This is a genomic window from Cobetia sp. 29-18-1, assembly GCF_029846405.1.
GTDB classification, from domain to species: Bacteria; Pseudomonadota; Gammaproteobacteria; order Pseudomonadales; family Halomonadaceae; genus Cobetia; species Cobetia amphilecti.
Genome location: NZ_JARWKS010000004.1, coordinates 130,415 through 155,411, shown reverse-complemented (window position 1 = coordinate 155,411; position 24,997 = coordinate 130,415). Strand labels below are relative to the sequence as shown.

Annotated in this window: 22 protein-coding genes and 3 tRNA genes; 11 read left to right on the top strand and 14 right to left on the bottom strand. The window is 63.6% G+C overall.

Annotated features, from left to right (window positions below; translation table 11 throughout):
• Positions 1-10: 10 nt before the first annotated feature.
• Positions 11-292, bottom strand: coding sequence for a hypothetical protein (locus tag QD208_RS04760; protein WP_234368090.1), 282 nt, complete (start codon positions 290-292; stop codon positions 11-13).
• A 273-nt stretch (positions 293-565) separates the two neighbouring features.
• On the opposite strand from QD208_RS04760, the gene QD208_RS04755 reads away from it, so the two are divergent.
• The 4 genes from QD208_RS04755 (at position 566) to QD208_RS04740 (ending at position 5,622) form a co-directional block, all read left to right on the top strand.
• Positions 566-1,900, top strand: a complete 1,335-nt coding sequence (locus tag QD208_RS04755; protein WP_153636576.1) for an MATE family efflux transporter — start codon at positions 566-568, stop codon at positions 1,898-1,900.
• A 168-nt stretch (positions 1,901-2,068) separates the two neighbouring features.
• Positions 2,069-3,379 (top strand): short-chain fatty acid transporter, encoded by a 1,311-nt coding sequence (locus QD208_RS04750; RefSeq protein ID WP_153636577.1) that lies wholly within the window; start codon positions 2,069-2,071, stop codon positions 3,377-3,379.
• Positions 3,380-3,651: 272 nt separating this feature from the next.
• The gene (locus QD208_RS04745) at positions 3,652-4,176 is read left to right on the top strand and encodes an acyl-CoA thioesterase (protein ID WP_043332919.1); all 525 of its coding nucleotides are present in this window, start codon (positions 3,652-3,654) and stop codon (positions 4,174-4,176) included.
• A 114-nt stretch (positions 4,177-4,290) separates the two neighbouring features.
• Complete coding sequence (locus tag QD208_RS04740) at positions 4,291-5,622, top strand: methylated-DNA--[protein]-cysteine S-methyltransferase (protein WP_153636578.1); 1,332 nt, start codon at positions 4,291-4,293, stop codon at positions 5,620-5,622.
• A 13-nt stretch (positions 5,623-5,635) separates the two neighbouring features.
• Here the strand turns inward: QD208_RS04740 and QD208_RS04735 are convergent, their stop codons facing one another.
• The gene (locus tag QD208_RS04735; protein ID WP_153636579.1) at positions 5,636-7,084 is read right to left on the bottom strand and encodes a PLP-dependent aminotransferase family protein; all 1,449 of its coding nucleotides are present in this window, start codon (positions 7,082-7,084) and stop codon (positions 5,636-5,638) included.
• A gap of 157 nt (positions 7,085-7,241) precedes the next feature.
• On the opposite strand from QD208_RS04735, the gene QD208_RS04730 reads away from it, so the two are divergent.
• From QD208_RS04730 to QD208_RS04705, 6 genes are all read left to right on the top strand, one after another.
• A complete protein-coding gene (locus QD208_RS04730; protein ID WP_043332923.1) occupies positions 7,242-7,844 on the top strand; it encodes a LysE family translocator in 603 nt (200 codons plus the stop codon).
• A gap of 133 nt (positions 7,845-7,977) precedes the next feature.
• Positions 7,978-8,583, top strand: coding sequence for a glutathione S-transferase family protein (locus QD208_RS04725; RefSeq protein ID WP_043332924.1), 606 nt, complete (start codon positions 7,978-7,980; stop codon positions 8,581-8,583).
• 44 nt (positions 8,584-8,627) lie between these two features.
• Positions 8,628-9,071: a GNAT family N-acetyltransferase gene (locus QD208_RS04720; protein WP_153636581.1), complete on the top strand. Its 444-nt coding sequence runs from the start codon at positions 8,628-8,630 to the stop codon at positions 9,069-9,071.
• 66 nt (positions 9,072-9,137) lie between these two features.
• Entirely contained in the window at positions 9,138-9,542 is a 405-nt protein-coding gene (locus tag QD208_RS04715; protein ID WP_242007701.1) for a DoxX family protein, read from the top strand.
• The gene (locus tag QD208_RS04710) at positions 9,542-10,126 is read left to right on the top strand and encodes a DNA-3-methyladenine glycosylase I (protein WP_153636582.1); all 585 of its coding nucleotides are present in this window, start codon (positions 9,542-9,544) and stop codon (positions 10,124-10,126) included. Before QD208_RS04715 ends, QD208_RS04710 begins: the two co-directional genes overlap by 1 nt.
• Before the next feature lie 50 nt (positions 10,127-10,176).
• A complete protein-coding gene (locus tag QD208_RS04705) occupies positions 10,177-11,292 on the top strand; it encodes a metal-dependent hydrolase (RefSeq protein WP_153636583.1) in 1,116 nt (371 codons plus the stop codon).
• 85 nt (positions 11,293-11,377) lie between these two features.
• Here QD208_RS04705 and QD208_RS04700 read toward each other — a convergent pair whose 3' ends face one another.
• The 3 genes from QD208_RS04700 to QD208_RS04690 all read right to left on the bottom strand — a co-directional run bounded on the left by QD208_RS04700 (position 11,378) and on the right by QD208_RS04690 (position 15,075).
• A complete protein-coding gene (locus QD208_RS04700; RefSeq protein ID WP_131432760.1) occupies positions 11,378-12,697 on the bottom strand; it encodes a sodium ion-translocating decarboxylase subunit beta in 1,320 nt (439 codons plus the stop codon).
• Positions 12,698-12,767: 70 nt separating this feature from the next.
• The gene (gene oadA / locus QD208_RS04695) at positions 12,768-14,603 is read right to left on the bottom strand and encodes a sodium-extruding oxaloacetate decarboxylase subunit alpha (RefSeq protein WP_153636584.1); all 1,836 of its coding nucleotides are present in this window, start codon (positions 14,601-14,603) and stop codon (positions 12,768-12,770) included.
• Between the two features lie 205 nt (positions 14,604-14,808).
• On the bottom strand, positions 14,809-15,075 hold the full coding sequence (locus QD208_RS04690) for an OadG family protein (RefSeq protein ID WP_153636585.1): 267 nt from the start codon (positions 15,073-15,075) through the stop codon (positions 14,809-14,811).
• Between the two features lie 256 nt (positions 15,076-15,331).
• Here QD208_RS04690 and QD208_RS04685 point away from each other — a divergent pair, with 256 nt between their 5' ends.
• Positions 15,332-16,390 (top strand): tRNA-dihydrouridine synthase family protein, encoded by a 1,059-nt coding sequence (locus QD208_RS04685; RefSeq protein ID WP_153636994.1) that lies wholly within the window; start codon positions 15,332-15,334, stop codon positions 16,388-16,390.
• 307 nt (positions 16,391-16,697) lie between these two features.
• Here the strand turns inward: QD208_RS04685 and QD208_RS04680 are convergent.
• The 9 genes from QD208_RS04680 to QD208_RS04640 all read right to left on the bottom strand — a co-directional run bounded on the left by QD208_RS04680 (position 16,698) and on the right by QD208_RS04640 (position 24,866).
• A tRNA-Arg gene (locus QD208_RS04680) sits at positions 16,698-16,774 on the bottom strand.
• Between the two features lie 96 nt (positions 16,775-16,870).
• A tRNA-Arg gene (locus QD208_RS04675) sits at positions 16,871-16,947 on the bottom strand.
• A 22-nt stretch (positions 16,948-16,969) separates the two neighbouring features.
• Positions 16,970-17,062 (bottom strand) — tRNA-Ser (locus tag QD208_RS04670).
• 462 nt (positions 17,063-17,524) lie between these two features.
• Positions 17,525-17,716, bottom strand: a complete 192-nt coding sequence (csrA, locus tag QD208_RS04665; RefSeq protein ID WP_043332937.1) for a carbon storage regulator CsrA — start codon at positions 17,714-17,716, stop codon at positions 17,525-17,527.
• Between the two features lie 358 nt (positions 17,717-18,074).
• Positions 18,075-19,322, bottom strand: coding sequence for an aspartate kinase (locus QD208_RS04660; protein ID WP_043332939.1), 1,248 nt, complete (start codon positions 19,320-19,322; stop codon positions 18,075-18,077).
• A gap of 109 nt (positions 19,323-19,431) precedes the next feature.
• Entirely contained in the window at positions 19,432-22,035 is a 2,604-nt protein-coding gene (gene alaS, locus QD208_RS04655; protein WP_153636586.1) for an alanine--tRNA ligase, read from the bottom strand.
• Between the two features lie 242 nt (positions 22,036-22,277).
• Complete coding sequence (locus QD208_RS04650; protein WP_153636995.1) at positions 22,278-22,862, bottom strand: regulatory protein RecX; 585 nt, start codon at positions 22,860-22,862, stop codon at positions 22,278-22,280.
• 232 nt (positions 22,863-23,094) lie between these two features.
• Positions 23,095-24,162 carry a recombinase RecA gene (gene recA / locus QD208_RS04645; protein ID WP_043332943.1) on the bottom strand — a complete coding sequence of 356 codons (1,068 nt, stop codon included), beginning with the start codon at positions 24,160-24,162 and terminating at the stop codon, positions 23,095-23,097.
• A 215-nt stretch (positions 24,163-24,377) separates the two neighbouring features.
• Positions 24,378-24,866, bottom strand: a complete 489-nt coding sequence (locus QD208_RS04640; RefSeq protein WP_225348181.1) for a CinA family protein — start codon at positions 24,864-24,866, stop codon at positions 24,378-24,380.
• Positions 24,867-24,997: the final 131 nt, after the last annotated feature.

Here is a 24,997-nt window from a genome sequence, read left to right as displayed (position 1 = left end):
CAGGACATCCTCAATCCCAATCGACACGCGTGGTCTTGCAGCCGAGGCAGCGAGCGAAGGTCGCCTGCGCCGGAGTCGCGACCAGTACGCGCGCCGTCTCATCGATATTCTGCCCCATGGCCGCGAAGGGAGCCGACACGACAAAGATGGCAGCACCGACGACGGTCGTGGCCAGCAACAGTGGACGCCCGATAAGGGCATCGGCCACCATCATGCCTGCGCTGGGTGTGTCGTCACCCTGCTCGCTGGGCAGCTCGATGGCCTGCACCGGCGTCGCCAGCACCAGCGTCATGCCAGCTGCTGCAAGCCCAGTGCGCAATCGCGTGCTTCGCTGAAGAATCGTGCGTTTCATAGTCAGTTCCCTTGCGTCCGGACGCTCCATGCGTCCCTGTTATGGGTCTTCGCGCCAGTGGAGCTCTCTGCTGGCGCATGGCAGGCCTTGCCATCAAGTCACCAGAACTAGATTAGCGCTCCAGCGCCATTACGCCCAGCCCTGCCAGGCCTTATCCTGATCAACGCGACCGCTCCCGGCTGACGTTACCTTCACCCCTCATTCGGACCCAACATGCCCGCACCTTCCCTGAAGACCGCCACACTGCCTTCCGCCGATCGCCATATGTGGCGCCTGGCCTGGCCCATCATCCTTTCCAACATTTCCGTGCCGTTGCTGGGGCTGGTGGATACCGCCGTGGTCGGGCATCTCGAGGATGCGGTGTATCTGGGCGCGGTCACGCTGGGCGCGGTCCTCTTCAGCTTTCTGTACTGGGGCTTCGGGTTCCTGCGCATGGGCACGACAGGCATGACGGCACAGGCCCATGGCCGTGAAGACCACGATGGCCTGCGTACCTTGCTGGGCCAGGGCATCGGGCTGGCACTCGCCATAGGGCTGGTGTTGATCATCGCCGGCTCGCCGCTGATCACCCTGGGACTATCGCTGATGGAGGCCAGCGAGACCACGCGCGCCCTGGCCCATGACTACGCCAGCATCCGGCTGTGGTCGGCGCCGGCGGTGCTGATCAACTACGTGATTCTGGGCTGGTTCCTGGGGCTTGGTAATTCGCGCGTCACGCTCGGCATCCTCGTGCTGACCAATGGCGTCAACATCCTGCTCGACCTGGCCTTCGTGCCCGGGCTGGGCATGACCAGCGATGGCGTGGCGCTGGCCAGCGTGATCGCCGACTACTGTGCGCTGGCCACGGGCCTGTGGCTGGTCGCCCGCCAGCTCAGACGCATGCCGGGGCGCAGTGATCGCGCAGCGCTGCTGTCTCTCCCCGCCTGGGGCGCGCTGATCCGCGTCAATCAGCATCTGTTCGTGCGCACCCTGTGCCTGCTGGGCGCGACGGCCTATTTCACCTCGCAGGGTGCCAGCTTCGGGGATGATGTTCTGGCGGCCAATGCGGTGTTGCTGCAGTTCGTGATGATGACGTCCTATGCACTGGATGGCTTCGCCCAGGCGGCGGAATCAGAGGTCGGGCGAGCCGTCGGCCAGAACGACTGGCAACGCTTCGCGCGCAGCGTGGGCGCGGCAACCCGCTTCTCCTTGATCACCGCGACAGCGGCCAGCGGCCTGCTCTGGCTCTGCGGGCCGGCGTTGATCCACCTGCTGACCGACATTCCCGAAGTCCGCGCCCTGGCCACCGTCTATCTGCCCTGGATGGTCGCCATGCCCCTGGTCGCGGTGTGGAGCTACCTGCTGGACGGCATCTTCATCGGCGCCACGGCGACGCGTGAAATGCGCAATACGCTGGTGGTGTCCCTGCTGGCATTCATCGGCCTGTGGCCGCTGCTCGAAGGCTTCGGCAATCATGGACTGTGGCTGGCCTTCCTGCTGTTCACCAGCGTGCGCTCTGCCGTGCTCGGCGGCTACTACCTGCATCATCGCCGCCATCATTGGCGCTGATGCCATGCCAGTTGACGCCTCCAGCAGGTTGATGCAGCGCTGAAAGGCTTGCCGCTGGCATTGGCGTGCCACTCGACCATCGCGCGATATTCTCCTGATAGCGAATGGACTAATGTGAGCGTGCCAACCCGTTTCCCATACTGATAAAAAGCCAACAGGGACTCTCACATGCTGCAATCGCTATCACGGCCAGCCGTCAAGCTGGTTGAGCGCTATCTGCCTGACCCCTATATCTTCGTCTTGTTGCTGACCGTCGTTGCAGCGGCAGCCGCCATGCTCATCGAACAGCGCTCCCCCACCGAGGTGATGCGCTATTGGGGCGATGGCTTCTGGAATCTGCTGACCTTCTCGATGCAGATGCTGCTGGTGTTGATCTCAGGCTTCATGCTCGCCAACACCCCGCCGGTGAAGAAAGGCCTGGCCAGCATCGCCTCGCTGGCCAGAACGCCCGGCAGCGCCATCATGCTGGTCACCTTCGTGTCGCTGATCGCCAGCTGGATCAACTGGGGCTTCGGGCTGGTCATCGGGGCACTGTTCGCCAAGCAGCTGGCCAAAATGATCAAGGTCGATTACCGCCTGCTGATCGCCAGTGCCTACTCCGGTTTCGTGATCTGGCATGCGGGCATCTCGGGCTCGATTCCGCTGACCATCGCCACCGCGGGCCACTTCACCGAGGACAGCATCGGCATCGTGCCCACCTCGGACACCATCTTCGCCTTCTTCAATATCGCCATCGTCGCGGCGCTCTTGATCATCATGCCGCTGGTCAATCGCGCCATGATGCCCTTCGAGAAGGAAAGCGTGTACGTGGACCCGGCCCTGCTCGAGGAGAAGCACACCGAGATCAGCGACCAGCCTCGTCCCGCCGAGCGTCTCGAGAACTCGCCGATTCTCGCCTGGGTCGTCGGGCTGTTCGGCCTCGCCTGGCTGGTGGATCACTTCGTGATTCGTGGCGGCGGACTGAACCTGAACGTGATCAACTTCAGCTTCCTGTTCCTGGCCATCGTGCTGCATGGCACGCCGCGCAAGCTGCTGGACAGCCTGAATGAAGCCATCAAGGGCGGCGCAGGCATCGTCATCCAGTTCCCCTTCTACGCCGGCATCATGGCGATCATGGTGCAGTCGGGGCTGGCCGCCACGCTGTCCGAAGGCTTCGTGTCGATTGCCACCGCCGACAGCCTGCCGTTCTGGTCCTTCATCAGTGCCGGTATCGTCAATCTGTTCGTGCCCTCCGGTGGCGGTCAGTGGGCCGTGCAGGCACCGGTCATGATTCCCGCCGCCCAGGCATTGGGTGCCGACCTGTCACGCGTTGCCATGGCCGTCGCCTGGGGCGATGCCTGGACCAACATGCTGCAGCCCTTCTGGGCATTGCCGGTGCTAGCCATCGCCGGCCTCAAGGCCAAGGACATCATGGGCTTCTGTCTGGTGCAGCTGCTGGTGACCGGCATCATCATCTCGCTGGGCCTGACGCTGCTCTGATACCTGCCTGACGGCGGCGTCAGCTAGCCTTTTCAGCCAGCGATTCAGTAGCCTTACCGATAACCCCGCAAGCTTCCTTGCCCCCACAGGTGACTGTGGGGGCAAGGTCGTTTATAGATAGCTGATATGCCGCTCACGGGGTGCCAAGATGTCACGAATCCCGCAGACTAGCCATTATCCCTCTCTGCGCGGCAAGCCAGAGCCATTGCTTCACCTGAGAGCCCCTGACAGCTCCCACTCACCTGACAGGCCCGTGCCTGAAGGACGCCCCAATGAGCGAGAACCAGCCAGAACAGACCGCCCTCAACGAAGCTCTGCCCGGCCAGCATCAGTTGATCATGACCGAGCTGATGACCCCCGACATGGCCAACTTCAGCGGCAAGGTGCACGGTGGCGCCATCCTCAAGAAGCTGGATGAAGTCGCCTACGCCTGTGCCAGTCGCTACAGCGGCAGCTACGTCGTCACTCTCTCGGTCGATCAGGTGCGCTTCAAGCAGCCGATCCACGTCGGCGAGCTGGTGACCTTCCTGGCCTCGGTCAATCATGTCGGCCGCTCCTCGATGGAAATCGGTATCAAGGTGGTCGCCGAATCCATCCAGGGTCGCCTGATTCGCCATACCAACAGCTGCTATCTGACCATGGTCGCGGTCGACTCCAACGGCCAGCCGGTGCCGGTGCCGCCACTCAACCTGGAAACCCAGGAACAGAAGCTGCGCTTCCACAAGGCCGCCATCCGCAAGAAGCTGCGCAAGCAGGCCGAAGAAGAAGAGAAGCGCCAGGAATCCATCGAGTTCTGAGCGACTCCCGGCAAGCGCTGCGAGCGCAATCCTGACAGTCAGCACAAGATACGGAGTGCACCGCCCCGAGCGGATGGCGATACTGATCGTGAACCTTGCACAGCGAGATGAACGATGACATCAGTGTCCGGCGAAAAGACAGCGGCAGGCATGACGGCACCACCTGCCGCTGGCGACGCTCAAGGGTGCGATGAGGCCATCTGGCAGCGCCTGCTGGCGCGCCACCCGATCGCCGGGGAGGCACTGCGCTACGGCGTGATCACCACTGGCATCTTCTGTCGCATCGGCTGCCCATCCCCGGCGCCACGCCGCGACAACCTGCGCCTGTTTGCCGACGCCCACGCGGCGCGAGCCGCAGGCATGCGCGCCTGTCGGCGCTGTCATCCTGAGCAGTCCGAAAAGCCTGATCGCCCTCACGCCGACAAGCAGGCTCGCCATCCCGTCAGGGCCACGCCTGGAGCACCGACGATGCCGGAATCGAACACACCACTTTCACGCGCCTCCACTGCCGCCCGCTCGACATCTGTAGAAGCTGCCCCAGCCCCCGTCTCGCCCTGGCCGCTGGCGGTGTGTCGGCAGCTGGAGCGGGCCGTCGCCGCAGGCGAGCCCACCCCGACACTCGCAAGCCTGGCGGCGGAGCACGGGATAAGTGCCTCGCATCTTCAGCGCCGCTTCACGGCGCTGCTGGGCCTGTCACCTTCCGAGTACTCGGCGGGTCTGCGTCAGATGCAGTTCCATGCGCTGCTGGAGGAAGGCCATGGCGTGACCGAGGCGATCATCGCCGCCGGCTATCGCTCCAGCAGCCGCGCCTATGCGCGCAGGGACGGCATCACGCCCAGTGCCCGCCGCTCCGGCGGCAAGGGAGAAGACCTGCTGGCCCTGCATTGGCCGTGTCGCTTCGGGATACCGGAGCAGTCCTGCTGGCTGAGCGCAGGACTCAGCGCGCGTGGCGTGGTCGTCATTCAGCTCAGCGACAGTCGTGAGGCGGGCCAGCAGGCGCTGGAAGCACGCCTGCCCAAAGCCAATTGGCAGCAGATGGAGACAGAGACAGACGAGCAGGACGGCAGCGGTCACGCGGCCAGTCGCCTGCTGCATGCCTCACTGGGGGCACGGTTGCTCGCTCTGTGTGAGCAACCGGAGACCAGCCATGCGCTGCTGCTCGAACTGCCGCTGGATGTGCGTGGCACCGCCTTTCAATTGAGCGTCTGGCAGCGGCTCAACGCCACCGTGAGTGGCGATACCCTGACCTACCGCCAGCTGGCCGAGGCGCTCGAGCGACCGACCGCCAGCCGCGCCGTCGCCAATGCCTGTGGCGCCAATCCGCTGGCTCTGCTGACGCCTTGCCATCGTGTGGTACGCGGCGATGGCGGACTCGGCGGCTATCGCTGGGGCGTGCCGCTCAAGCAGGCCCGATTGGCGCAGGAGTCCGGCACCCGCCGGGAGTGAGAGCGGCGATGTGCTAGAGCGTCATGGGGCGCAGCGCAGGCGGCGCCTGCAGCTGCTCGCGCACGATTTCCAGCGCGTGGGTCAGCGCCTCACGGCTCTCGGCAGCGCTCAGGCACAGCCGGATGGCCTGCGGTGGCGGCTCATTGCCGACACAGAAGGGCTCGGCGCTGGTGACGTGCACCCCCCGCTCGGCCAATGACGCGACCATCGCCTGACTGCGTTGCCCTTCGGGCAACTCGAGCCACAGATCGAACGAGGACGGCCGCGCCGCCGGCGACCACTCCGCCAGCAGCGTGCGGGCCAGTCGCTGGCGCGCGCGCATCTCCTCCATCTGCCACTCCACCAGCTGTGTCGCGTTGCCGCTGGTCAGCCAGGCGCAGACCGTCTCCATCAACAGCGGCGCCACCATCCAGCTGTGGCTGCGCAGCACTGCGCCGATGCGGGTCAGTACCTCCACCGGCGCCCGCAATACGCCCAGGCGCAGGCCGCCAGCCAGCAACTTGGAGGTGCTGAAGACATACAGGGTGCGCTCCGGCGCCATCTGATAGAGCCGCGTACCGCACTCCTCGTCGGGCAGATATTGCACCCCATCTTCCAGAATCCAGAAGTCATGCTGGCGTGCGAGGGCGACCAGGGCCTCGCGCCGTGCATGAGACAACTGCGCCGCGCCCGGATTGTTCTGCTCGGCCATCACATAGACCATTCTGGGTGCCTGCTGACGACACAGCCGCGCCAGTGCCTCGACATCCATGCCGTCATCATCCAGCGGCACCCGCAACAGCTTGAGGCCACGTTCGGCGCTGGCGACGATCAAGCCGGGATAGGTCAGCGCGCCGGTGACCACGGCATCTCCGGGCGCCAGCAGCGCCGACAGCGCCAGCGTGATGCCATTCTGGCCGCCCTGGGTCAGCATCAGCTCCTCGGGGTCGACCGGCATGCCGAGCTCGCCCATCCAGCTCGCCAGCAACTGCCGGTGGCTGCCGTCGCCGAATTCATTCTGATACTCGACACTGCGCAGCAAGGCCTCGGGTGACTGGCTGATCGCGGTCAGCGCCGCCGCCATTCCCTGCTGCCGCGCGGGGTGAGGCGGTGGCAGGCTCATGGTGAGATCGATCACGCCGGATGCCGGCAGCGCGCCCTCCTGTTCTGGCGCCAATCCATAGGCCTTGCTGGCACGCAGAGCATGCCCGAAGCTGCTGAAGGATCCATGCGCGCTCCGGGTGGCGCCGTTGATGTAGGTGCCGCTCCCGACACGCGCCGACACCAGGCCACTCCGCTCGGCCTCGGCGTAGCCTCGCGTCACCGTGCCGATGGTCACGCCCAGCGCATCCGCCAGCCGCCGTTGAGGCGGCAGTCGCTCGCCTTCCTTGAGTTGGCCCGCGGCGATATCGAGACGGATGGCCTCCGCCAGCGCACGGTAACGCGGCATGGCGGGGTCCAGGGTCGGAATCCACATTGTCATGGTGACAAAAAACCTGTTGACGGTAATTGTCATCAGATTATGCTCAAAACATGCCGCCAACAAGCCACAAAACACAGGAATGTGCCGGCATCCGAAAATTGAATCCATACAATCAGACACGCCACCTCGACAACGCCCACCACGCTGAAGGACACCCATGGAATCCCTCGCCTTTCTGGCCCCCGCCACGCTTTTCATGCTGTCGATGACCCTGACACCCGGCCCCAACAACGTGATGTTGACGGCCTCGGGGGCCAACTATGGTTACTGGCGCACCCTACCGCATATCTTCGGCATCCTGATCGGCTGCCTGGTGCTGTTCATCGCCATCGCGCTGGGGCTGGGGCTGGTCTTCGAGCGTTATCCCATCGTGCAGACGCTGCTGAAGGTGCTGGGCAGTGCCTACCTGCTCTACCTGGCCTGGAAGATCGCCACCGCTCCGCCCCCTGACTTCGCCAGCCAGCAGGATGCGCGTCCGATGACCTTCCTCGCGGCGTGCCTGTTCCAGTTCGCCAATCCCAAGGCCTGGGTGATGGGCATGGCGCTGATGGCAAGCTTTCTGCCCGAGGAAGGCCCGGCACTGCTCAACGCCGTATTGCTGGCAGGCTTCGCGGAACTGGTCGCGCTGCCGTGCATCTCGCTGTGGGCGGGCTTCGGGACCGCCATCGGGCGTCTGCTGAATACCGAGCGCGCCTGGAAGATCTTCAACCGCGTGATGGGCGTGCTGACCGCTTCCTGCGTGGTGATGATCCTCGGCTGATCCACAGCCTGCGCCTGGAGCACGCGAATGACACCGGAGCATCGAACACTGTTCGAATAATCACTGTTCATGCAGGCGAGGTTGGCTAGACTGTCGAGACGCCAATTCCACGCTCGCACAGGACGCTCCCTGCATGCTGACACTCTACGGTGATCGCCGCTCCGGCAACTGCTACAAGGTCGAGCTGCTGCTGCACCTGCTCGAACGCCATCATCACTACATCGAGGTCGATATTCTGGCCGGCGACACCCGCACGCCGGAATTCCTGACCCGCAACGTCAATGGCAAGATTCCGCTGCTGGAGCTGCATCGCGGCGAGACACTGTCAGAGTCGAATGCCATCCTGAATTACCTCGCCGATGGCAGCGACTACCTGCCGAGCGACCCCTTCCTGCGCGCCAAGGTGCTGCAGTGGCAGTTCTTCGAGCAGTACAGCCATGAGCCGTACATCGCCACCGCCCGCTTCATCAATCGCTACCTTGGCCTCCCCGATGAGCGCCGCGCCGAGTACGCCGCCAAGCAGGATGGCGGCAAGCGTGCCCTGCGCGTGATGGAGCACCATCTCGCCGAGCATGACTGGCTGGTCGGGGACCGATTCACGATCGCCGACATTTCCCTTTATGCTTATACGCATGTTGCCGATGAAGGCGGCTTCGCGCTGGATGACTATCCCGCCATACAGGCGTGGCTGGCACGTGTCGCGGCGCAGCCGGGGCATTTCGATATCCCGCGGGACTGATAGGATATGGCATCCCCGACGACCGCCGCTTGCCAGGAAACACGATGCCAACCTTGACCTATCGCCCGATGACACCGGAAGACCACCCTGCCTTCATCGCCATGATGGAGGCGACTCCGGGCGTGGTCATCCGCGATGCCGACCGCCATGCCCCTGTCGCCCGCTATCTGGCGCGCAATCCCGGCATGAGCCACCTGGCCTTTCTCGATGAGCGCCTGGTCGGCTGCGCCATGGCGGGCCATGATGGCAAGCGCGGCTATCTTCAGCATGTGATGACGGCGCCGGACATGCGTGGCCAGGGCATCGCCAGCACGCTGGTCGATCGCTGTCTGGCAGCCTTGGCCTGCGAAGGCATCGACAAGGTGCATCTGGATACCCTGCACGACAACCATGACGCTCATCGCTTCTGGGAGCGCCTTGGCTGGTCCAACCGCAATGCCGAGATCGTGCGCTTCTCGCGCATTCTGGTGGACAACCCCAACGCCTGAGACAGCCGCCTTCTATCCCGACGACCGCTGAGCAAGCCCGACGACCGCTGAGCAAGGAGCTCTACCGTGCAATTTCTCGAAAATGACGACCTCGGCAAGCTGATACTGCGCCTGATGCTGGGCCTGCTGTTGCTGTTTCATGGCCTCTCGAAATTGCTCGGTGATGGCGGCACGCTGAGCTGGATCGCCGGCGAGCTCGAGAATCTGGGCATCCCGGGCGTGGTGGCCTATGGCGTCTACATTGGCGAGATCATCGCGCCCATCATGCTGGTGCTCGGCGTGCACTCGCGCATCGCCGGTCTGATCGTGGTCGCCAACATGCTGTTCGCCTTTGCCGTGGCGCACATGGGCCAGCTGTTGAGCCTGTCGCCCTCCGGCGGCTGGGCGCTGGAGCTGCAAGGCTTCTTCCTCACCAGCGCCCTGGCCATCGTCTTTCTCGGCAGCGGCCGCTTCGCGGTACAGGAGGACTGATGGCCGACGTCGTCACCGCCAGCACCTATTGCGAGAATGCTCCCCGGCACCCGATTCATGGCCCATATCATGATCATGAATACGGCTTTCCGGTCAGCGATGACCGGGTGCTGTTCGAACGCTTCGTGCTCGAGATCAATCAGGCCGGCCTCTCCTGGCTGACGGTGCTCAAGAAGCGCGCGGCCTTCCGCGAGGCCTTCGAGGATTACGATATCGCGCGCATCGCCGCCTACGGGGACGAGGACCGCGCGCGCCTGCTCAGCAATGCCGGCATCATTCGCAACCGACTCAAGATCAATGCCGTGATCCACAACGCAGGCGTGGTGATGCAGCTCAAGGACTCCCACGGCAGCTTCAGTGCCTGGCTGGATGCCCACCATCCACAACCGCTGTCAGCCTGGGTCAAGCTGTTCAAGAAGACCTTCCGCTTCACCGGCCCCGAGATCGTCAACGAGCTGCTGATGAGCTGCGGCTATCTGCCCGGCTGTCATCGTGATGACTGTCCGGTGCAGGCACGCGTGCTGGATGCCGGCCCGCGCTGGGCCGAGCCGGGCGCCCTGGCGGCGATCCGCGCAGATGACTGACGCCTGCTCCCACGCCTCCCGCTCTCTTCTTCCTCACAGGTAGCCCACGCATGGACTCCCTCACCCAGATCTGTCTCGGGGCCGTCGTTGGCGGCGCCGTCATGACGCCGGCCATTCGCCGCCTGCCCGGCCCGAAACGCGGCGCGGCCATCCGCTATGCGCTGCTCGGCGGTGCGGCACTCGGCACCCTGCCCGACCTCGACGTGATGATCGACTACGGCGACGCGGTCGCCAATTACACCCATCACCGTGGCTTCAGCCATTCCCTGCCGGTGCTGGCGCTTTTGGGCATCGTGCTCGGCTGGCTGCTGGCGCGCCTGCCACGTCTGGCGAGCCTCGGCCGTGGGCGGCTGATCGCCTACTGCGTGCTGTGCCTGGTCACCCACCCGTTGCTGGACAGCTTCACCACCTACGGCACCCAGCTGCTGTGGCCGTGGCCCAGCCGTCCCATCAGTCTGGCCAGCATCTTCATCATCGACCCGCTCTACACCCTGCCGCTGCTGATCACCGGCCTGTGGGTGGCGATTCGTGGTCGCACCGGGCATCTGTTGAGCGCGGGCCTCATGCTCTCGAGCCTCTATCTGGGCTGGGGACTGGCCGCCAAGAGCTGGGTCGAACATCGCGTGGCGCCGCTGCTGGCCAGCCAGGGCTTCGCCGACGCTCCGCGCATGGTGCAGCCGACTCCCTTCAACAGCCTGCTGTGGCGTGTCAGCGCAACCACGCCGCAGGCGGATCACGAATGGATGGTCAGCGTGTTCGACTCCGACGCGCAGCTGGCGTCTCTCGCACGCCGTGATTATCCGCGCCATCCGACGCTGGATGCCGAGGTCGCGAAGCTGGAGGACGGCCAACGTCTGCGCTGGTTCGCGGCGCCCTATCTGCGCGCGAGCCGCGAGCGGACCCCGGAAGGTGAGACGCTGCTGGCAGTGACCGATACACGCCTGGGCTCACCCGGCTATCACCCCTTCCGCTTTGCCCTCGCACGCCAGAGCGCCCAAGGGGAATGGCAAGGGCTCGAGGACAGCCAGCGGCTGCCCAGCCGGCCTGTCGATCGCGCCGCCCTGCTAAGCCTCTGGCAGGCCGTCCACGACCCGCAGACGCGCATGCAGCCGAATCAGCGCACCGTCTCTGCCACGCCCTCAAATCCCTCGGCCGAGACAAGATAAAGCGCCGCTGATGAAGGCCCGAGATACGACAACGCCCGCCATGGTAGCCATGGCGGGCGTTGTCGTATCAGTGCTGCAAAGACGATCAGCCGAGGTACTTGATCATCACCCCCGCGGCAACCGCCGAGCCGATCACGCCGGCCACGTTCGGCCCCATGGCATGCATCAGCAGGAAGTTATGCGGGTTGTACTCGAGCCCGACCTTATTGGAGACACGTGCCGCCATCGGCACCGCCGAGACACCGGCCGACCCGATCAGCGGATTGATCGGTGTCTTGGAGACCTTGTTCATCAGCTTGGCCATCAGTACCCCGCAGGCCGTGCCGATACCGAAGGCAACCACGCCGAGGGCCAGAATGCCCAGCGTCTCCACCGCCAGGAACTTGTCGGCCTGCAGCTTGGAGCCCACTGACAGTCCCAGGAAGATGGTGGTGATGTTGATCAGTGCGTTCTGGGCGGTATCCGACAGACGCTCCACCACACCACACTCGCGCATCAGGTTACCGAAGCAGAACATGCCCAGCAGCGGTGCGGCGTCCGGCAGCAGCATCGCCACCATGATCAGCAGCACCAGCGGGAACAGGATCTTCTCGGTCTTGGACACCGGCCGCAGCTGGGTCATGACCAGGCTGCGCTCCTTGGCGGTGGTCAGCGCGCGCATGATCGGCGGCTGGATCATCGGCACCAGTGCCATGTAGGAGTAGGACGCCACGGCGATCGCGCCCAGCAGCTCCGGCGCCAGCAGACTGGCGACGTAGATGGAGGTCGGACCGTCCGCACCGCCGATGATGCCGATGGCCGCCGACTGTTGCAGGCTGAAGTCCATCAGGCCCATCGAGGTCATCGCCACCGCGCCCAGCAGGGTCGCGAAGATGCCGAACTGCGCCGCCGCGCCGAGGAACAGGGTCTTGGGATTGGCCAGCAGCGGGCCGAAGTCCGTCATCGCGCCCACGCCCATGAAGATCACCAGCGGCGCGATGCCGGAAGCGATCGCCACACTGTAGAAGCTGTAGAGCATGCCGTTGGAGAAGCCGCCATCCAGCGCCATGTTGCTGGCCTGCTGCTTGAGCGCGGCGGGAATCTCGCCATGCAGCGCCTGCTCCACCGCGTGGCGCGCCTCATCCAGCGGCAGGCTGGCGATGTTGACGTTGAGCAGATTGGCCATCGAAGCCAACAGCTCCGGCTTGCCGAGATGGGCCGCCTGCTCGGCGGCAGACAGCGCCAGCCCGGCTTCCGGGATGTTGGCCAGAATGCCGCCGAAGCCGATCGGCACCAGCAGCAGGGGTTCGAAGTTCTTGCGGATCGCCAGATAAAGCAGGCCAAGGCCGATGACGATCATCGCCAGCTGGCCGAAGCTCATGTTGTAGAGCCCCGAGCCGTGCCAGAGGTTGAGTATCTTGTCCATGTCGTGTCGCCTTGCAGAGGAGCATCACCGACCGGCCCGCCGCGCATGACGACGGGCCGGACACACCGGCTCAGAGGGTGATCAGAACGTCGCCGACACTGACACTGTCGCCTTCCTTGACCTTCACCGCGGAGACGGTACCGGCCTGGTGGGCACGGATCTCGGTCTCCATCTTCATCGCCTCGAGGATGATGACCACATCCCCTTCGGCCACGCTGTCACCGACACTGACATTGACCTTGAAGATGTTGCCCGCCAGCGGCGCACTCACCGGCTCACCGGAGGCGGCCTGTGCGGCAGGTGCCGCCGCTGCGGCTGCCGGAGCAGGCGCCGCTGGCGCACTGGCCTGCACCTGGGTGATGTCTCCGCCTTCGGCGACCTCGACCACATACTGCTTGCCGTTGACGTTCAGGGTGTAGGTCTGCGGACCGCTGGACGCGGCTTGAGCACTGACGGCTGGAGCATTGGAGACCGGCGCACTTGCAGCCTTGGACGCCTTGTCATCGACAGCCTGCGGGGCGGGCTCGAAGGCATCCGGGTTGCCACGGTTGCGCAGGAACTTGAGGCCGATCTGCGGGAACAGCGCGTAGGTCAGCACGTCATCGGTCTCGCGCTCGCCGCCTTCCAGGGTGATGCCCTCTTCACTGGCCTTGCCCTTGAGCTCCTCACGCAGACGCTCCATCTCCGGCGTCAGGTTGTCGGCCGGGCGGCAGGTGATCGGCTCGCCGCCTTCCAGCACGCGGGACTGAAGCTCGCTGTCGAAGGGCGCCGGCGCCGCGCCATATTCGCCCTTGAGCAGCGCCTGCACTTCCTTGGAGATCGACTTGTAGCGCTCGCCCATCATCACGTTCATCACCGACTGGGTGCCGACGATCTGTGAGGTCGGGGTCACCAGCGGGATATAGCCCAGGTCCTTGCGTACACGCGGAATCTCGGCGAGCACGTCATCCAGCTTGTCACCGGCGCCCTGCTCCTTGAGCTGGCTTTCCATGTTGGTGAGCATGCCACCCGGCACCTGCGCGACCAGGATGCGCGAGTCGATACCGCGCAGGCTGCCTTCGAAAGCCGCGTATTTCTTGCGCACTTCGCGGAAATAGCCGGCGATATCCTCGAGTTTCTCGAGATCGAGCCCGGTATCGCGCTCGGTTCCCGCCAGCATCGCGACCACGGATTCCGTCGGGCTATGGCCGTAGGTCATCGACATGGAAGAGATGGAGGTGTCGACGTTGTCGATGCCCGCCTCGATGGCCTTGAGGGCCGTGGCGGTGGAAAGCCCGGTGGTGGCGTGGCACTGCATGTGGATCGGGATCGACAGGCTCGCCTTGAGGCGCGAGACCAGTTCAAAGGCGGTGTACGGCGTCAGCAGGCCTGCCATGTCCTTGATCGCCAGTGACTGGGCACCCATGGACTCGATCTTCTGTGCCAGCTCGACCCACATCTCCAGGGTGTGCACGGGGCTGACGGTGTAGGAGATGGTGCCCTGGGCATGCTTGCCCTGATCCAGCACCGCCTTGAGCGGACGCTCGAGGTTGCGCGGGTCATTCATGGCATCGAAGACACGGAAGACATCGACACCGCTGGTCGCGGCGCGCTTGACGAAGGTATCCACCACATCATCGGCGTAATGACGATAGCCGAGCAGGTTCTGGGCGCGCAGCAGCATCTGCTGCTGGGTCTTGGGCATCGCTTCCTTCAAGGCACGAATGCGTGCCCAGGGGTCTTCGCCCAGGTAGCGAATGCAGGCGTCGAAGGTCGCGCCGCCCCAGCTCTCCAGCGACCAGAAGCCGATGTCGTCCAGCTTGGCGGCGATCGGCAGCATGTCATCGAGGCGCATGCGCGTGGCCAACAGTGACTGATGCGCGTCGCGCAGTACCACATCCGTGATGCCCAGCGGTTGCTTGTCCATGAGTGATCCCTTGTTCTTTATATTGTGGATATCGAGTTCTGCGCGCGCTGCAGGCAGCCTGTTGCGTCGGCCTGCAACACAGAATATTGCACTCGGGGGGAGGTCTACCCACCGTACTGCTCGTGATAGAATCGCCGCCTGCTATTCTCGGCAGTGGTCAGACGCTCGGCAGAGCCCAGACGCTATAGGCGAAGCTGCGAAAGCGTCAGTGCCGGTGCTGGTCCTGCCGGAAGCGGTGAATCGCCGCGGCCATGACGGCCGTCAGTTCGCTGTCGTCCTCTGCCGCAGGTGCCGGGGCAGCCGGCGCCCGCGCAGCACCTGGCGCAGCGGGCACTGGTGCAGGCGCGAAGCGATCCACCAGCCTGGCCATCGCCATCATGGCGACCACCAGCAGACTTAGAAACACGAACACGAACCCCATCCCGAACACCATCAGGTTCAAGCCTTCACCGAGCAGATCATTCTCTTGCATGCCAGTGTCCTCGAGTCTTTCTCGTTATCGAGCCGCACTACGGCGCAGCGCCTGCGCTGAACGCCAATGTCTTCGGTCACGCCGGACACGGCACGACGGATAGGCTCCGCCGCCGATAGCCTCTGTCGGTATGCCCATGCAGCTGCATTCAATGCTTGTTGGTCGCTCTAAAGTGCCTGATTCCACGGCAATTGCAATGACACCATCGTTGACCCCACAGGCCCTCGCGCGGGCCGGCCGCATCGGCATCGCGCCGATGGAAGGCGTGATAGATGACATCACGCGCGAATGTCTCACCGGCCTTGGCGGCTACGACTGGTGCGTGACGGAATTCGTGCGCGTGACCCACGTCAAGTTACCGCCGCGCGTCTTCAAGCGCATCTGTCCGGAGCTGCTCGACGCCTCCCCGACACAGACGGCACAGACACGACACGAGACCCCGGTCGCCCTGCAGCTGCTGGGGGCCGACCCCGAGGCACTGGGCATCAATGCCCGGGTCGCTGCGCGTCTGGGTGCGCCAAGCGTCGATATCAATTTCGGCTGCCCGGCCAAGACCGTCAATCGACATGATGGTGGCGCGGCACTGCTGCGCTCGCCGGAACGCGTCTTCCGCGCAGTGGAAGGCGTGCGCAAGGCACTCGAGGGCACGGGCGTACCGGTCACCGCCAAGATTCGTCTCGGCTTCAATGATCGGCGCCTGGCGCTGGCCTGCGCTCAGGCAGCCGAGGCAGGCGGTGCGACCCAGCTGGTGGTGCATGGGCGAACCAAACAGGAAGGCTATCGCCCACCGGCGCACTGGGAATGGATCGGCAAGATCACCTCCGAGCTCTCCATTCCGGTGGTCGCCAATGGCGATATCTGGGATATGCACTGCTACTGGCGGGCGCGCTCCCTGTCCGGCTGTCGCGATGTCATGCTGGGGCGTGCCGCCCTGGCTGACCCCTTCCTGGCGGCGCGCATCAAGCATTGGCAGGCGACCGGAGAGCTGCTGCCCGAGACGGACTGGACGCAGCGTGCGCAGGTGCTGCTCTCCCATGCTGAGCGCTGCGCCCACCTCCCCGACAAGGTGATGGTGCCGCTGCTCAAGCAGTGGATGAACATGATGCGCCAGAGCGGCAACGCGGAAGCCGAAAGCCGTTTCCAGGCCATCAAGCGCCACAAGGGGCGCGCCGAGTTCTTCACCGGCCTGGTGGCCGGCACTGCGCTGGAGCTGGCGCCAAGCCTTCTGACGTCGGTGACTCGCATGCCGGAACCGACTCAGACATCGGGATCGCCCCAGGCATCGGAAACGGAAGCCGCGACCACCCCGGCCTGAGCCTGAACCTGAACATCAGCACCGACCAACACCCGATCCGTTCGCTGCCCCGATCAGTGAACCAAAAAAAGGGCGCCCCTCGCGAAAAGGGCGCCCTGGCGATCGTCCGCCCGAAGGCGTGACATCACAGTCAAGGAAAGCGGTAGAACACTCAGGTCATCAGCAATGTGGGGATCGGGGCCGTGCAGGCGGCGATCACTCGGCGCTGATCTTGCCTCATAGCCTGGCTCAATAGCCTGGCTTCTTTCAGTGCCTGACTTTTCTTCAGACGAAGAAAAACCCGCTTCAGTGAAGCGGGTTTTTCAATTGGCGCGCCCTGGAGGATTCGAACCTCCGACCGCCTGATTCGTAGTCAGGTACTCTATCCAGCTGAGCTAAGGGCGCATAAACCTTGAAATCTGTGGCCTGAGCATTTCAAATGACTTCAGGACTTTATCGTGCGAGTACTGCGTCTTTCCAACTTCATGTCTTGCGTTGCAGTGGCGCGCCCTGGAGGATTCGAACCTCCGACCGCCTGATTCGTAGTCAGGTACTCTATCCAGCTGAGCTAAGGGCGCATCTTACTGCATTTGTACCTAATGGCGGAGAGAGAGGGATTCGAACCCTCGATAGGGCTATAAACCCTATACTCCCTTAGCAGGGGAGCGCCTTCAGCCACTCGGCCACCTCTCCTCATCAGGTACGGCGCATATCTTACTCATTTGATTGGGCTTTGTCCAGCCCCTGTGTCGATTTTTTGGCTTCGATGCTGAACATCTCATCACCACTCGACAACAGGCTCGAGGCTGCGCGCCCCCAAGCAATCTCCCCGCATGAACCAGAACATGACGATGGCTAGCCTGTCGTCGCGTCTCGTTCGAGGGAGCGGGCATATTACCGAACCAGAATCGGCTTGTCTCCCCCTTTTTGAGAAAAAAGCCAAATTTTTCCCTTACGGAACACAGACTTGAACAAGCTACCCTCTCATCACCCCGCATGAGCCGCTGCTCATGGAGTAAGTACGCCGTTGTTCATGAAGTAGGCGGGCCACCCTCGCCTGCGCCAGGCCCACACACGCGAACGCCAGCCATGGGGACAATGGCTGGCGTTCATCGGGTCGTGCAGGGTCGTGCGACGTGCAGGCGCAGCATGCCGTCAGGCGATGGCATCGCCATTGTCTTCTTTCTCACGCTGGATGCGCTGATAGATCTCTTCTCGATGGACGGCAACGTCCTTGGGCGCGTTCACACCGATACGCACCTGATTACCTTTCACTCCGAGAACGGTGACAGTGATGTCGTCTCCAATCATCAGAGTTTCACCCACTCTACGGGTCAGGATGAGCATGACTGATCTCCTTGTCAGAAATTCAAAACAGCTGGGACTTCAACGGGATGTGGAGGCGGCGATCGACCGGGACAAGTCGACCACCCTGATGCATGAAGCTCGAATTATGCGCTATGCATGCTCCGACGGCCAATGCCATACCTTCATCACACCCGATAGACACGTTGAATGAAAGCGCCCGATGCACAGACTGACATTCAGAAGAATGACAGAAAATGCATCGGGCGCTATCGACTTCACGTGCCGCACGTCTGCCAGACCAACATCCCCGGCCTGGGCACCGACGCTTCACGACTTGGCCAAGTCATTGATTGTCGGTGTCTTTACGACTTCCTTGCTGCACGCTCCGTGGTGAGACTCAGGCAGTCTCGTCGCTGATCGCTTCTGCATCCAGGCCGAAAGCGGTGTGCAGAGAGCGAACCGCCAGCTCCATGAATTTCTCGTCGATCAGGACGGAAATCTTGATCTCTGAAGTGGAGACCATGCGGATATTGATGCCTTCTTCCGCCAGTACGCGGAACATCTTGGAGGCGACACCCGCGTGAGAACGCATGCCGACACCGACCAGCGAGACCTTGGCGATGTTGTCATCACCGCGCATCTCACCACCACCGACGGACGGAATCACCGTCTCGGTCAGGATGCGCTGGGTCGCCTTGAAGTCGGTCTTGGCGACGGTAAAGGAGAAGTCAGTGGTATTGCCGTCCGGAGAGACGTTCTGGACGATCATGTCGATTTCGATGTTGGAATCGGCGATCGGGCCCAGAATCTTGGAAGCGACACCCGGGATATCCGGCGTGTTGAGCAGAGTCAGCTTGGCTTCGTTGACATTGAAGGCGATGCCGGAGATCAGCGGTTCTTCCATGTTGTCTTCTTCCTCAGCGACGATCAGGGTACCCGGGCCATCCTCGAAGGAAGACAGCACACGCAGGGGAACATTGTACTTGCCGGCGAATTCCACCGAACGGATCTGCAGGATCTTGGAGCCCAGGCTCGCCATTTCCAGCATTTCCTCGACGGTCACCGTTTCCAGACGACGTGCCTTGGAGCACACGCGCGGGTCAGTGGTATAGACACCATCGACATCGGTGTAGATCTGGCACTCATCCGCCTTCAGTGCGGCAGCCAGGGCGACACCGGTGGTGTCAGAGCCACCACGACCCAGCGTCGTGATGTTGCCCTCTTCATCGACACCCTGGAAGCCTGCCACCACGACCACCTTGCCATCGTCGAGGTCTTCACGCAGGTCATCGGTATCGATGTGCTGGATACGCGCCTTGGTGTGCGCGCTATCGGTGCGGATTCCCACCTGCGCCCCTGTGTAGGAGGTCGCGTCGACGCCGATCTTCTGCAGCGCCATGGCCAGCAGGGAAATGGTGACCTGCTCGCCAGTGGAGACCAGCATGTCCATCTCGCGCGGTGTCGGGTCATCATTGATCTCGCTGGCGAGACCGATCAGTCGGTTGGTCTCGCCACTCATGGCAGAGACGACCACGACAATCTGATGGCCTTCATCGCGGAATCGCTTGACCTTCTCGGCGACGGCCTTGATCCGCTCCACCGAGCCGACCGAAGTGCCTCCGAACTTCTGAACGTATAGCGCCATGTGCGTTTCCGTTATCCGTGTCCGTTTGCGTTGTCCCCACATGAAGCTCATGTGAGCCCAAAAAGAGGCCGGGTCTCCCCAAGAGGAGCCCGGCCTTCATCTTGTACTGTCAGCCCAGCTGGGCGTCTACCCATGATGGCACACCGGCCAGTGCGCCCGGAAGCGAGGCGGCGTCACTGCCACCGGCCTGGGCCATGTCAGCACGACCGCCACCCTTGCCACCGACCTGCTCGGCCACGTGGCGCACCAGGTCACCCGCCTTGACGCGCGAGGTCAGGTCGTCGGTGACACCGGCGATCAGGCTGACCTTGTCACCGTCCGCGACGCCGAGCACCAGGATGCCGGAGCCGAGCTTGGACTTGAGGTCATCCATCAGGCCACGCAGCTCCTTGCCGGAGACGCCTTCGACCTGCTTGGCCAGCACCTTGATGCCCTGGACATTGGCGATGTCGCTGAGCATGTCGCTGGCCGAAGCGGACGCCAGCTTGGCCTTGAGGCGTTCAAGCTCCTTCTCGAGGCCGCGGTTGCGCTCCAGCAGGCTGCCGACGCGCTCCTCGACCTGCTCCGGCTTGGCCTTGAGACGCTCACCGAGGCGAGCCAGAGTCGCTTCCTGCGCGAGCAGGAAGTCACGCGCGGCGCGACCGGTGATGGCCTCGATACGACGCACGCCGGACGCGATGCCGGTCTCGGCGAGAATGTGCATCTGGCCGATGTCGCCGCTGCGCTTGACGTGAGTCCCGCCGCACAGCTCGATGGAGAAGGCATCCTGACCGATGGTCAGCACGCGGACTTCCTCACCATACTTGGCATCGAAGAGTGCCGCTGCGCCGCGCGCCTTGGCCTCATCGAGACTCATGAACTCGATGGTGGTCTCGGCGTTGGCCAGGATCTGCGCGTTGACGATGCGCTCGACCTCGGACAGCTGCTCGGCCGTCATCGCCTCAAAGTGGCTGAAGTCGAAGCGCAGACGCTCGGCCGTGACCAGCGAGCCCTTCTGCTGAACGTGCTCGCCCAGCACCAGACGCAGCGCTTCGTGCAGCAGGTGCGTGGCGGAGTGGTTGCGCACGGAAGCCGCGCGCAGCTCGGCATCGACCTGCGGACGCACCTTGTCACCGACCTTGAGAGCGCCTTCGATCAGCACACCGTGGTGCAGGTGATGGCCGGTCTGCTTCTGGGTATCGCTGACCTGGAAGCGGCCACCATCCAGATGCAGATAACCGGTGTCACCGGCCTGGCCGCCTGACTCGCCGTAGAACGGGGTGGTATCGAGCACCACGATGCCCTTGGTGTCCACCTCGAGCTGCTCGACGGCATTGCCTTCGGCGTCGAACAGCGAGGTGACGGTGGCTTCCCCTTCCAGCTGGTCGTAACCGGTGAAGACGGTCTCGCCTTCCAGCACCAGGTTGGCGGAGTAGTCGCCGCCGAAGTTGCTGGCGGCACGGGCGCGATCACGCTGTGCTTCCAGGGCCGCCTGGAAACCTGCCTCATCGAGGATCAGCTCGCGCTCGCGGCAGATGTCGGCGGTCAGGTCATACGGGAAGCCGTAGGTGTCGTAGAGCTTGAAGATGGTCTCGCCGTCGAGGGTATTGCCCTCGAGGTCAGCGATGGCTTCTTCCAGAAGCTTCATGCCATGTTCCAGCGTACGCGCGAACTGCTCTTCTTCCTTGAGCAGCACACGTTCGATCTGCTCGCGTGCGGCGCGCAGTTCCGGATAGGCATCGCCCATCTCGCTGTCGAGAGCCGCGACCAGCTTGTAGAAGAAGCTGCCACGCGCCCCCAGCTTGTGACCGTGACGCACGGCGCGACGGATGATGCGACGCAGCACGTAGCCACGGCCTTCGTTGGAGGGCAGCACGCCATCGGCGATCAGGAAGGCACACGAGCGGATGTGGTCAGCCACCACGCGCAGTGACGGCGTGGCGATGTTGTCGTGACCGATGATCTCGGCCGCGGCGGCCAGCAGATTCTGGAACAGATCGATCTCGTAGTTGGAGTGCACGCCCTGCATCACGGCCGCGACACGCTCCAGGCCCATGCCGGTATCGATGGACGGCTTGGGCAGCGGGTGCAGCGTGCCCTCGGCGTCACGGTCGAACTGCATGAAGACCAGGTTCCAGATCTCGATGTAGCGATCGCCATCCTCGTCCGGGCTGCCCGGCGGGCCACCGGCGACATCTTCGCCGTGGTCATAGAAGATCTCGGAGGACGGGCCGCACGGGCCGGTGTCGCCCATCTGCCAGAAGTTGTCCTCGTCGAGACGCGAGAAGCGGTTCTGATCGATGCCGACCTCGTTGAACCAGATGTCACGGGCTTCATCATCGCTGACGTGCACGGTGACCCACAGCTTCTCCTTCGGCAGGCCGAGTTCTTCGGTCAGAAACTTCCAGGCAAACTGGATGGCTTCGCGCTTGAAGTAGTCGCCGAAGCTGAAGTTGCCCAGCATCTCGAAGAAGGTGTGGTGACGGGCGGTATAGCCGACGTTGTCCAGGTCATTGTGCTTGCCACCGGCGCGCACGCAGCGCTGCGCAGAGGTCGCACGGCTGTAGCCACGCGGATCACGGCCCAGGAAGACATCCTTGAAGGGCACCATGCCGGCGTTGGTGAACAGCAGGGTCGGGTCGTTGTTCGGCACCAGGGAGCTGGTGGGAACGATGGTATGGCCCTGCTTCTCGAAATAGGTCAGGAAGGCGTTTCTGATTTCTGCGCTTTTCATAGAGGTTCCGTAGCGATGTGCGTAAAGACGCTCCGGGGGTCTTCTGCATGACTTCCGCATGGTTTCTGCATATTCATCCATGTGGGTATGCATGGAGGTGCAATGAAAAGCATGAAAGAAGGCGCCTGCCCCGTGCCGTCGCAAGACGACCTAGTATAACGCCTGTTCGCGCAAGCTAAAGGGGGGGAAATGTCCTGAAGCGCCGGTTTGCGCGTCATGAGAGCCAAACAGTCGCCCGCCAGCTAGCCTTCCTCCCCCTCATCACTCCAGGCGGACTCCATGGCATAGCGCAGCTGCTCATAGTCGAAGCCGCGCTGGAGCAGAAAGCGCTCGCGCCGTGCGCGCTCCTTGTGCCCCTCGCCGGGGCCGGAGAAGCGCCTGGCCAGCGTCTCGCGCGCCAGCTCGAAGAAATCCACCGCCTCGACATGACCGAAGGCATCCGGCGTCGGGTCACTGGCGGCACGCATCACGGCATTGAGCGTCTCGCTATCGATACCACGCTGGCGCAGCTCCTGCTGGATACGCCTCGGCCCCTGCCCGCGCAGCACTCGCGTCCGCAGGAAGCTGGCGGCAAAGCGCTCATCGGATTGCAGGCCCTCCTCGGCCATGCGCTCCAGCACCTCCTCGATCAGCAGCTCGACCTCATCGCGACTCAAGGCCGCCTGTGCGCCCTCCTCGCCAGCGGCTTGCCGCTCTGCCAACTCGTCATCGCTGACCGCCCGCAGGTAGTCACGCTCCTTGAGATAGTCGTGCAGCTCGCGGCGGCTATGTTCGCGGCGCGCCAGACGCGCGATGGCATCATTGCGCGCACGCCGTTGCGGCGTCATCGCGCCTGAGTCGAGCGGTTGATACTCAGGCCCACCCATTTCAGCGCTGTCATCGTGCATGGTCATGCTCCCCGGGGTTGAGCAGAAGGACATCGATGGACGTGAACGCAAGGCGCCCGCCTCCGAGTCATCGGGGCGGGCGCCTTGGGGTCATCTCACCGGGTCGGAAACGACACGGTGCGATGACGCCAGCCTGGCGGCTGGCGCTCTTGCTCTTTCTTCTGGACGAACCTCAGTCGAGATCGATATCCAGGTCGTCTTCACTCTCGGCGGCCGCGGTCTCTTTCGGCTCTTCCTTGGCTTCCGGCGCTGCCAGCAACTGGGCACGGATCTGGGTTTCAATCTCCTCCATGATGGCGGGATTGTCTTCCAGGTACTGGGCGGAATTGGCCTTGCCCTGACCGATCTTGCTGCCCTGATAGCTGTACCAGGCGCCTGACTTGCCGACCAGACCACACTGCACGCCCAGATCGATCACCTCACCGGCGTGATAGATGCCCTTGCCGTAGAGAATCTGGAACTCGGCCTGACGGAACGGCGGCGCGACCTTGTTCTTGACGACCTTGACGCGGGTCTCGTTACCGGTGACTTCATCACCGGACTTCACGGAACCGGTGCGACGGATATCCAGACGCACACTGGAGTAGAACTTCAGTGCGTTACCGCCAGTCGTGGTTTCGGGGCTACCGAACATCACGCCGATCTTCATGCGGATCTGGTTGATGAACACCACCATGCAGTTGGCGTTCTTGATGTGACCGGTCACCTTGCGCAGCGCCTGGGACATCAGACGCGCCTGCAGGCCGACGTGGGAGTCGCCCATCTCGCCTTCGATCTCGGCACGCGGCGTCAGTGCCGCCACGGAGTCGACGATGATGACGTCAACGCCGCCGGAGCGTACCAGCATGTCGACGATCTCGAGCGCCTGCTCACCGGTGTCCGGCTGGGAGACCAGCATCTCGTCCAGATTGACGCCCAGCTTCTCGGCGTAGGACGGATCCAGTGCGTGCTCGGCATCGATGAAGGCACAGACCTTGCCCTGCTTCTGCGCCTGGGCGATGACCGAGAGGGTCAGTGTCGTCTTGCCCGAGGATTCCGGGCCATAGATCTCGACCACGCGCCCGAAGGGCAGGCCGCCGATGCCGAGTGCGATATCCAGCCCCAGAGAACCGGTGGAAACCGACGGGATGGCCACACGCGGGGCATCGCCCATGCGCATGACGGCGCCCTTGCCGAACTGGCGCTCGATCTGGGACAGCGCCGCGTTCAGCGCCTTGGTACGATTGTCGTCCTTTGCCATGTGGCCTCCTGTCGAACGGCGGAGCCACACGGGCTGCCACCTGGAATAGAGAATTCTATCACTGAGAGCTGAGCAGACACCGTCAGACTAGCGGCTGAGGTGTCGTGGCAAAACCCTGTATACATGGACAGTATAATGCCGCAAGTTGCGTCACTCTGCCAGTCCGGTGATGCGCTTTTTCAGGCAGCACCCTCAACGCGGGGCTTGCATCGGGCTCATGCGTCTTCGGTGCCGATCTGCAAGGCCTCCACGCGCTCGATCAAGCCCTGCAATGCCTCCCGCACCGCGGCGTCGCGCACGGCCTGCCGGTCGCCGGGAAAGTGACAGCAGCGTGCCTGCTGGCGCGCCTCGCTCCCCCACGCCAGCCATACGGTGCCGACGGGCTTCTCGTCACTTCCCCCGCCGGGGCCGGCCACACCGCTGATCGCCACCCCCAGCTCAGCGCCACTTTCGCGACAGGCGCCCCGCACCATCTCGCACACGACCGCCTCTGAGACGGCACCGAATGTTTCAAGCGATGTCTCACTGACCCCCAGCAGGCGCTGCTTGGTGGCATTGGAATAGGTCACGTAGCCCGCATCGAAATAGCTGGAGCTACCGGCAATCGCCGTGATCGCCGCACTCACCCCGCCCCCGGTGCACGACTCGGCGGTGGTGATGCGCACGCCGCGCGCGACTGCCAACGCCTGCAACTGCTCAGCCAGGGCATTCGCGCACGCAGCCTCGGGGGTCGTACCAGTCAATCGGCTCACGAACTTTCTCCTTGTGGAGGTCATCGGGTGAAAAGGGCAGCGAGCATGAGACATCACAGGCATTGGAGCCGGCCGCGCCAGTC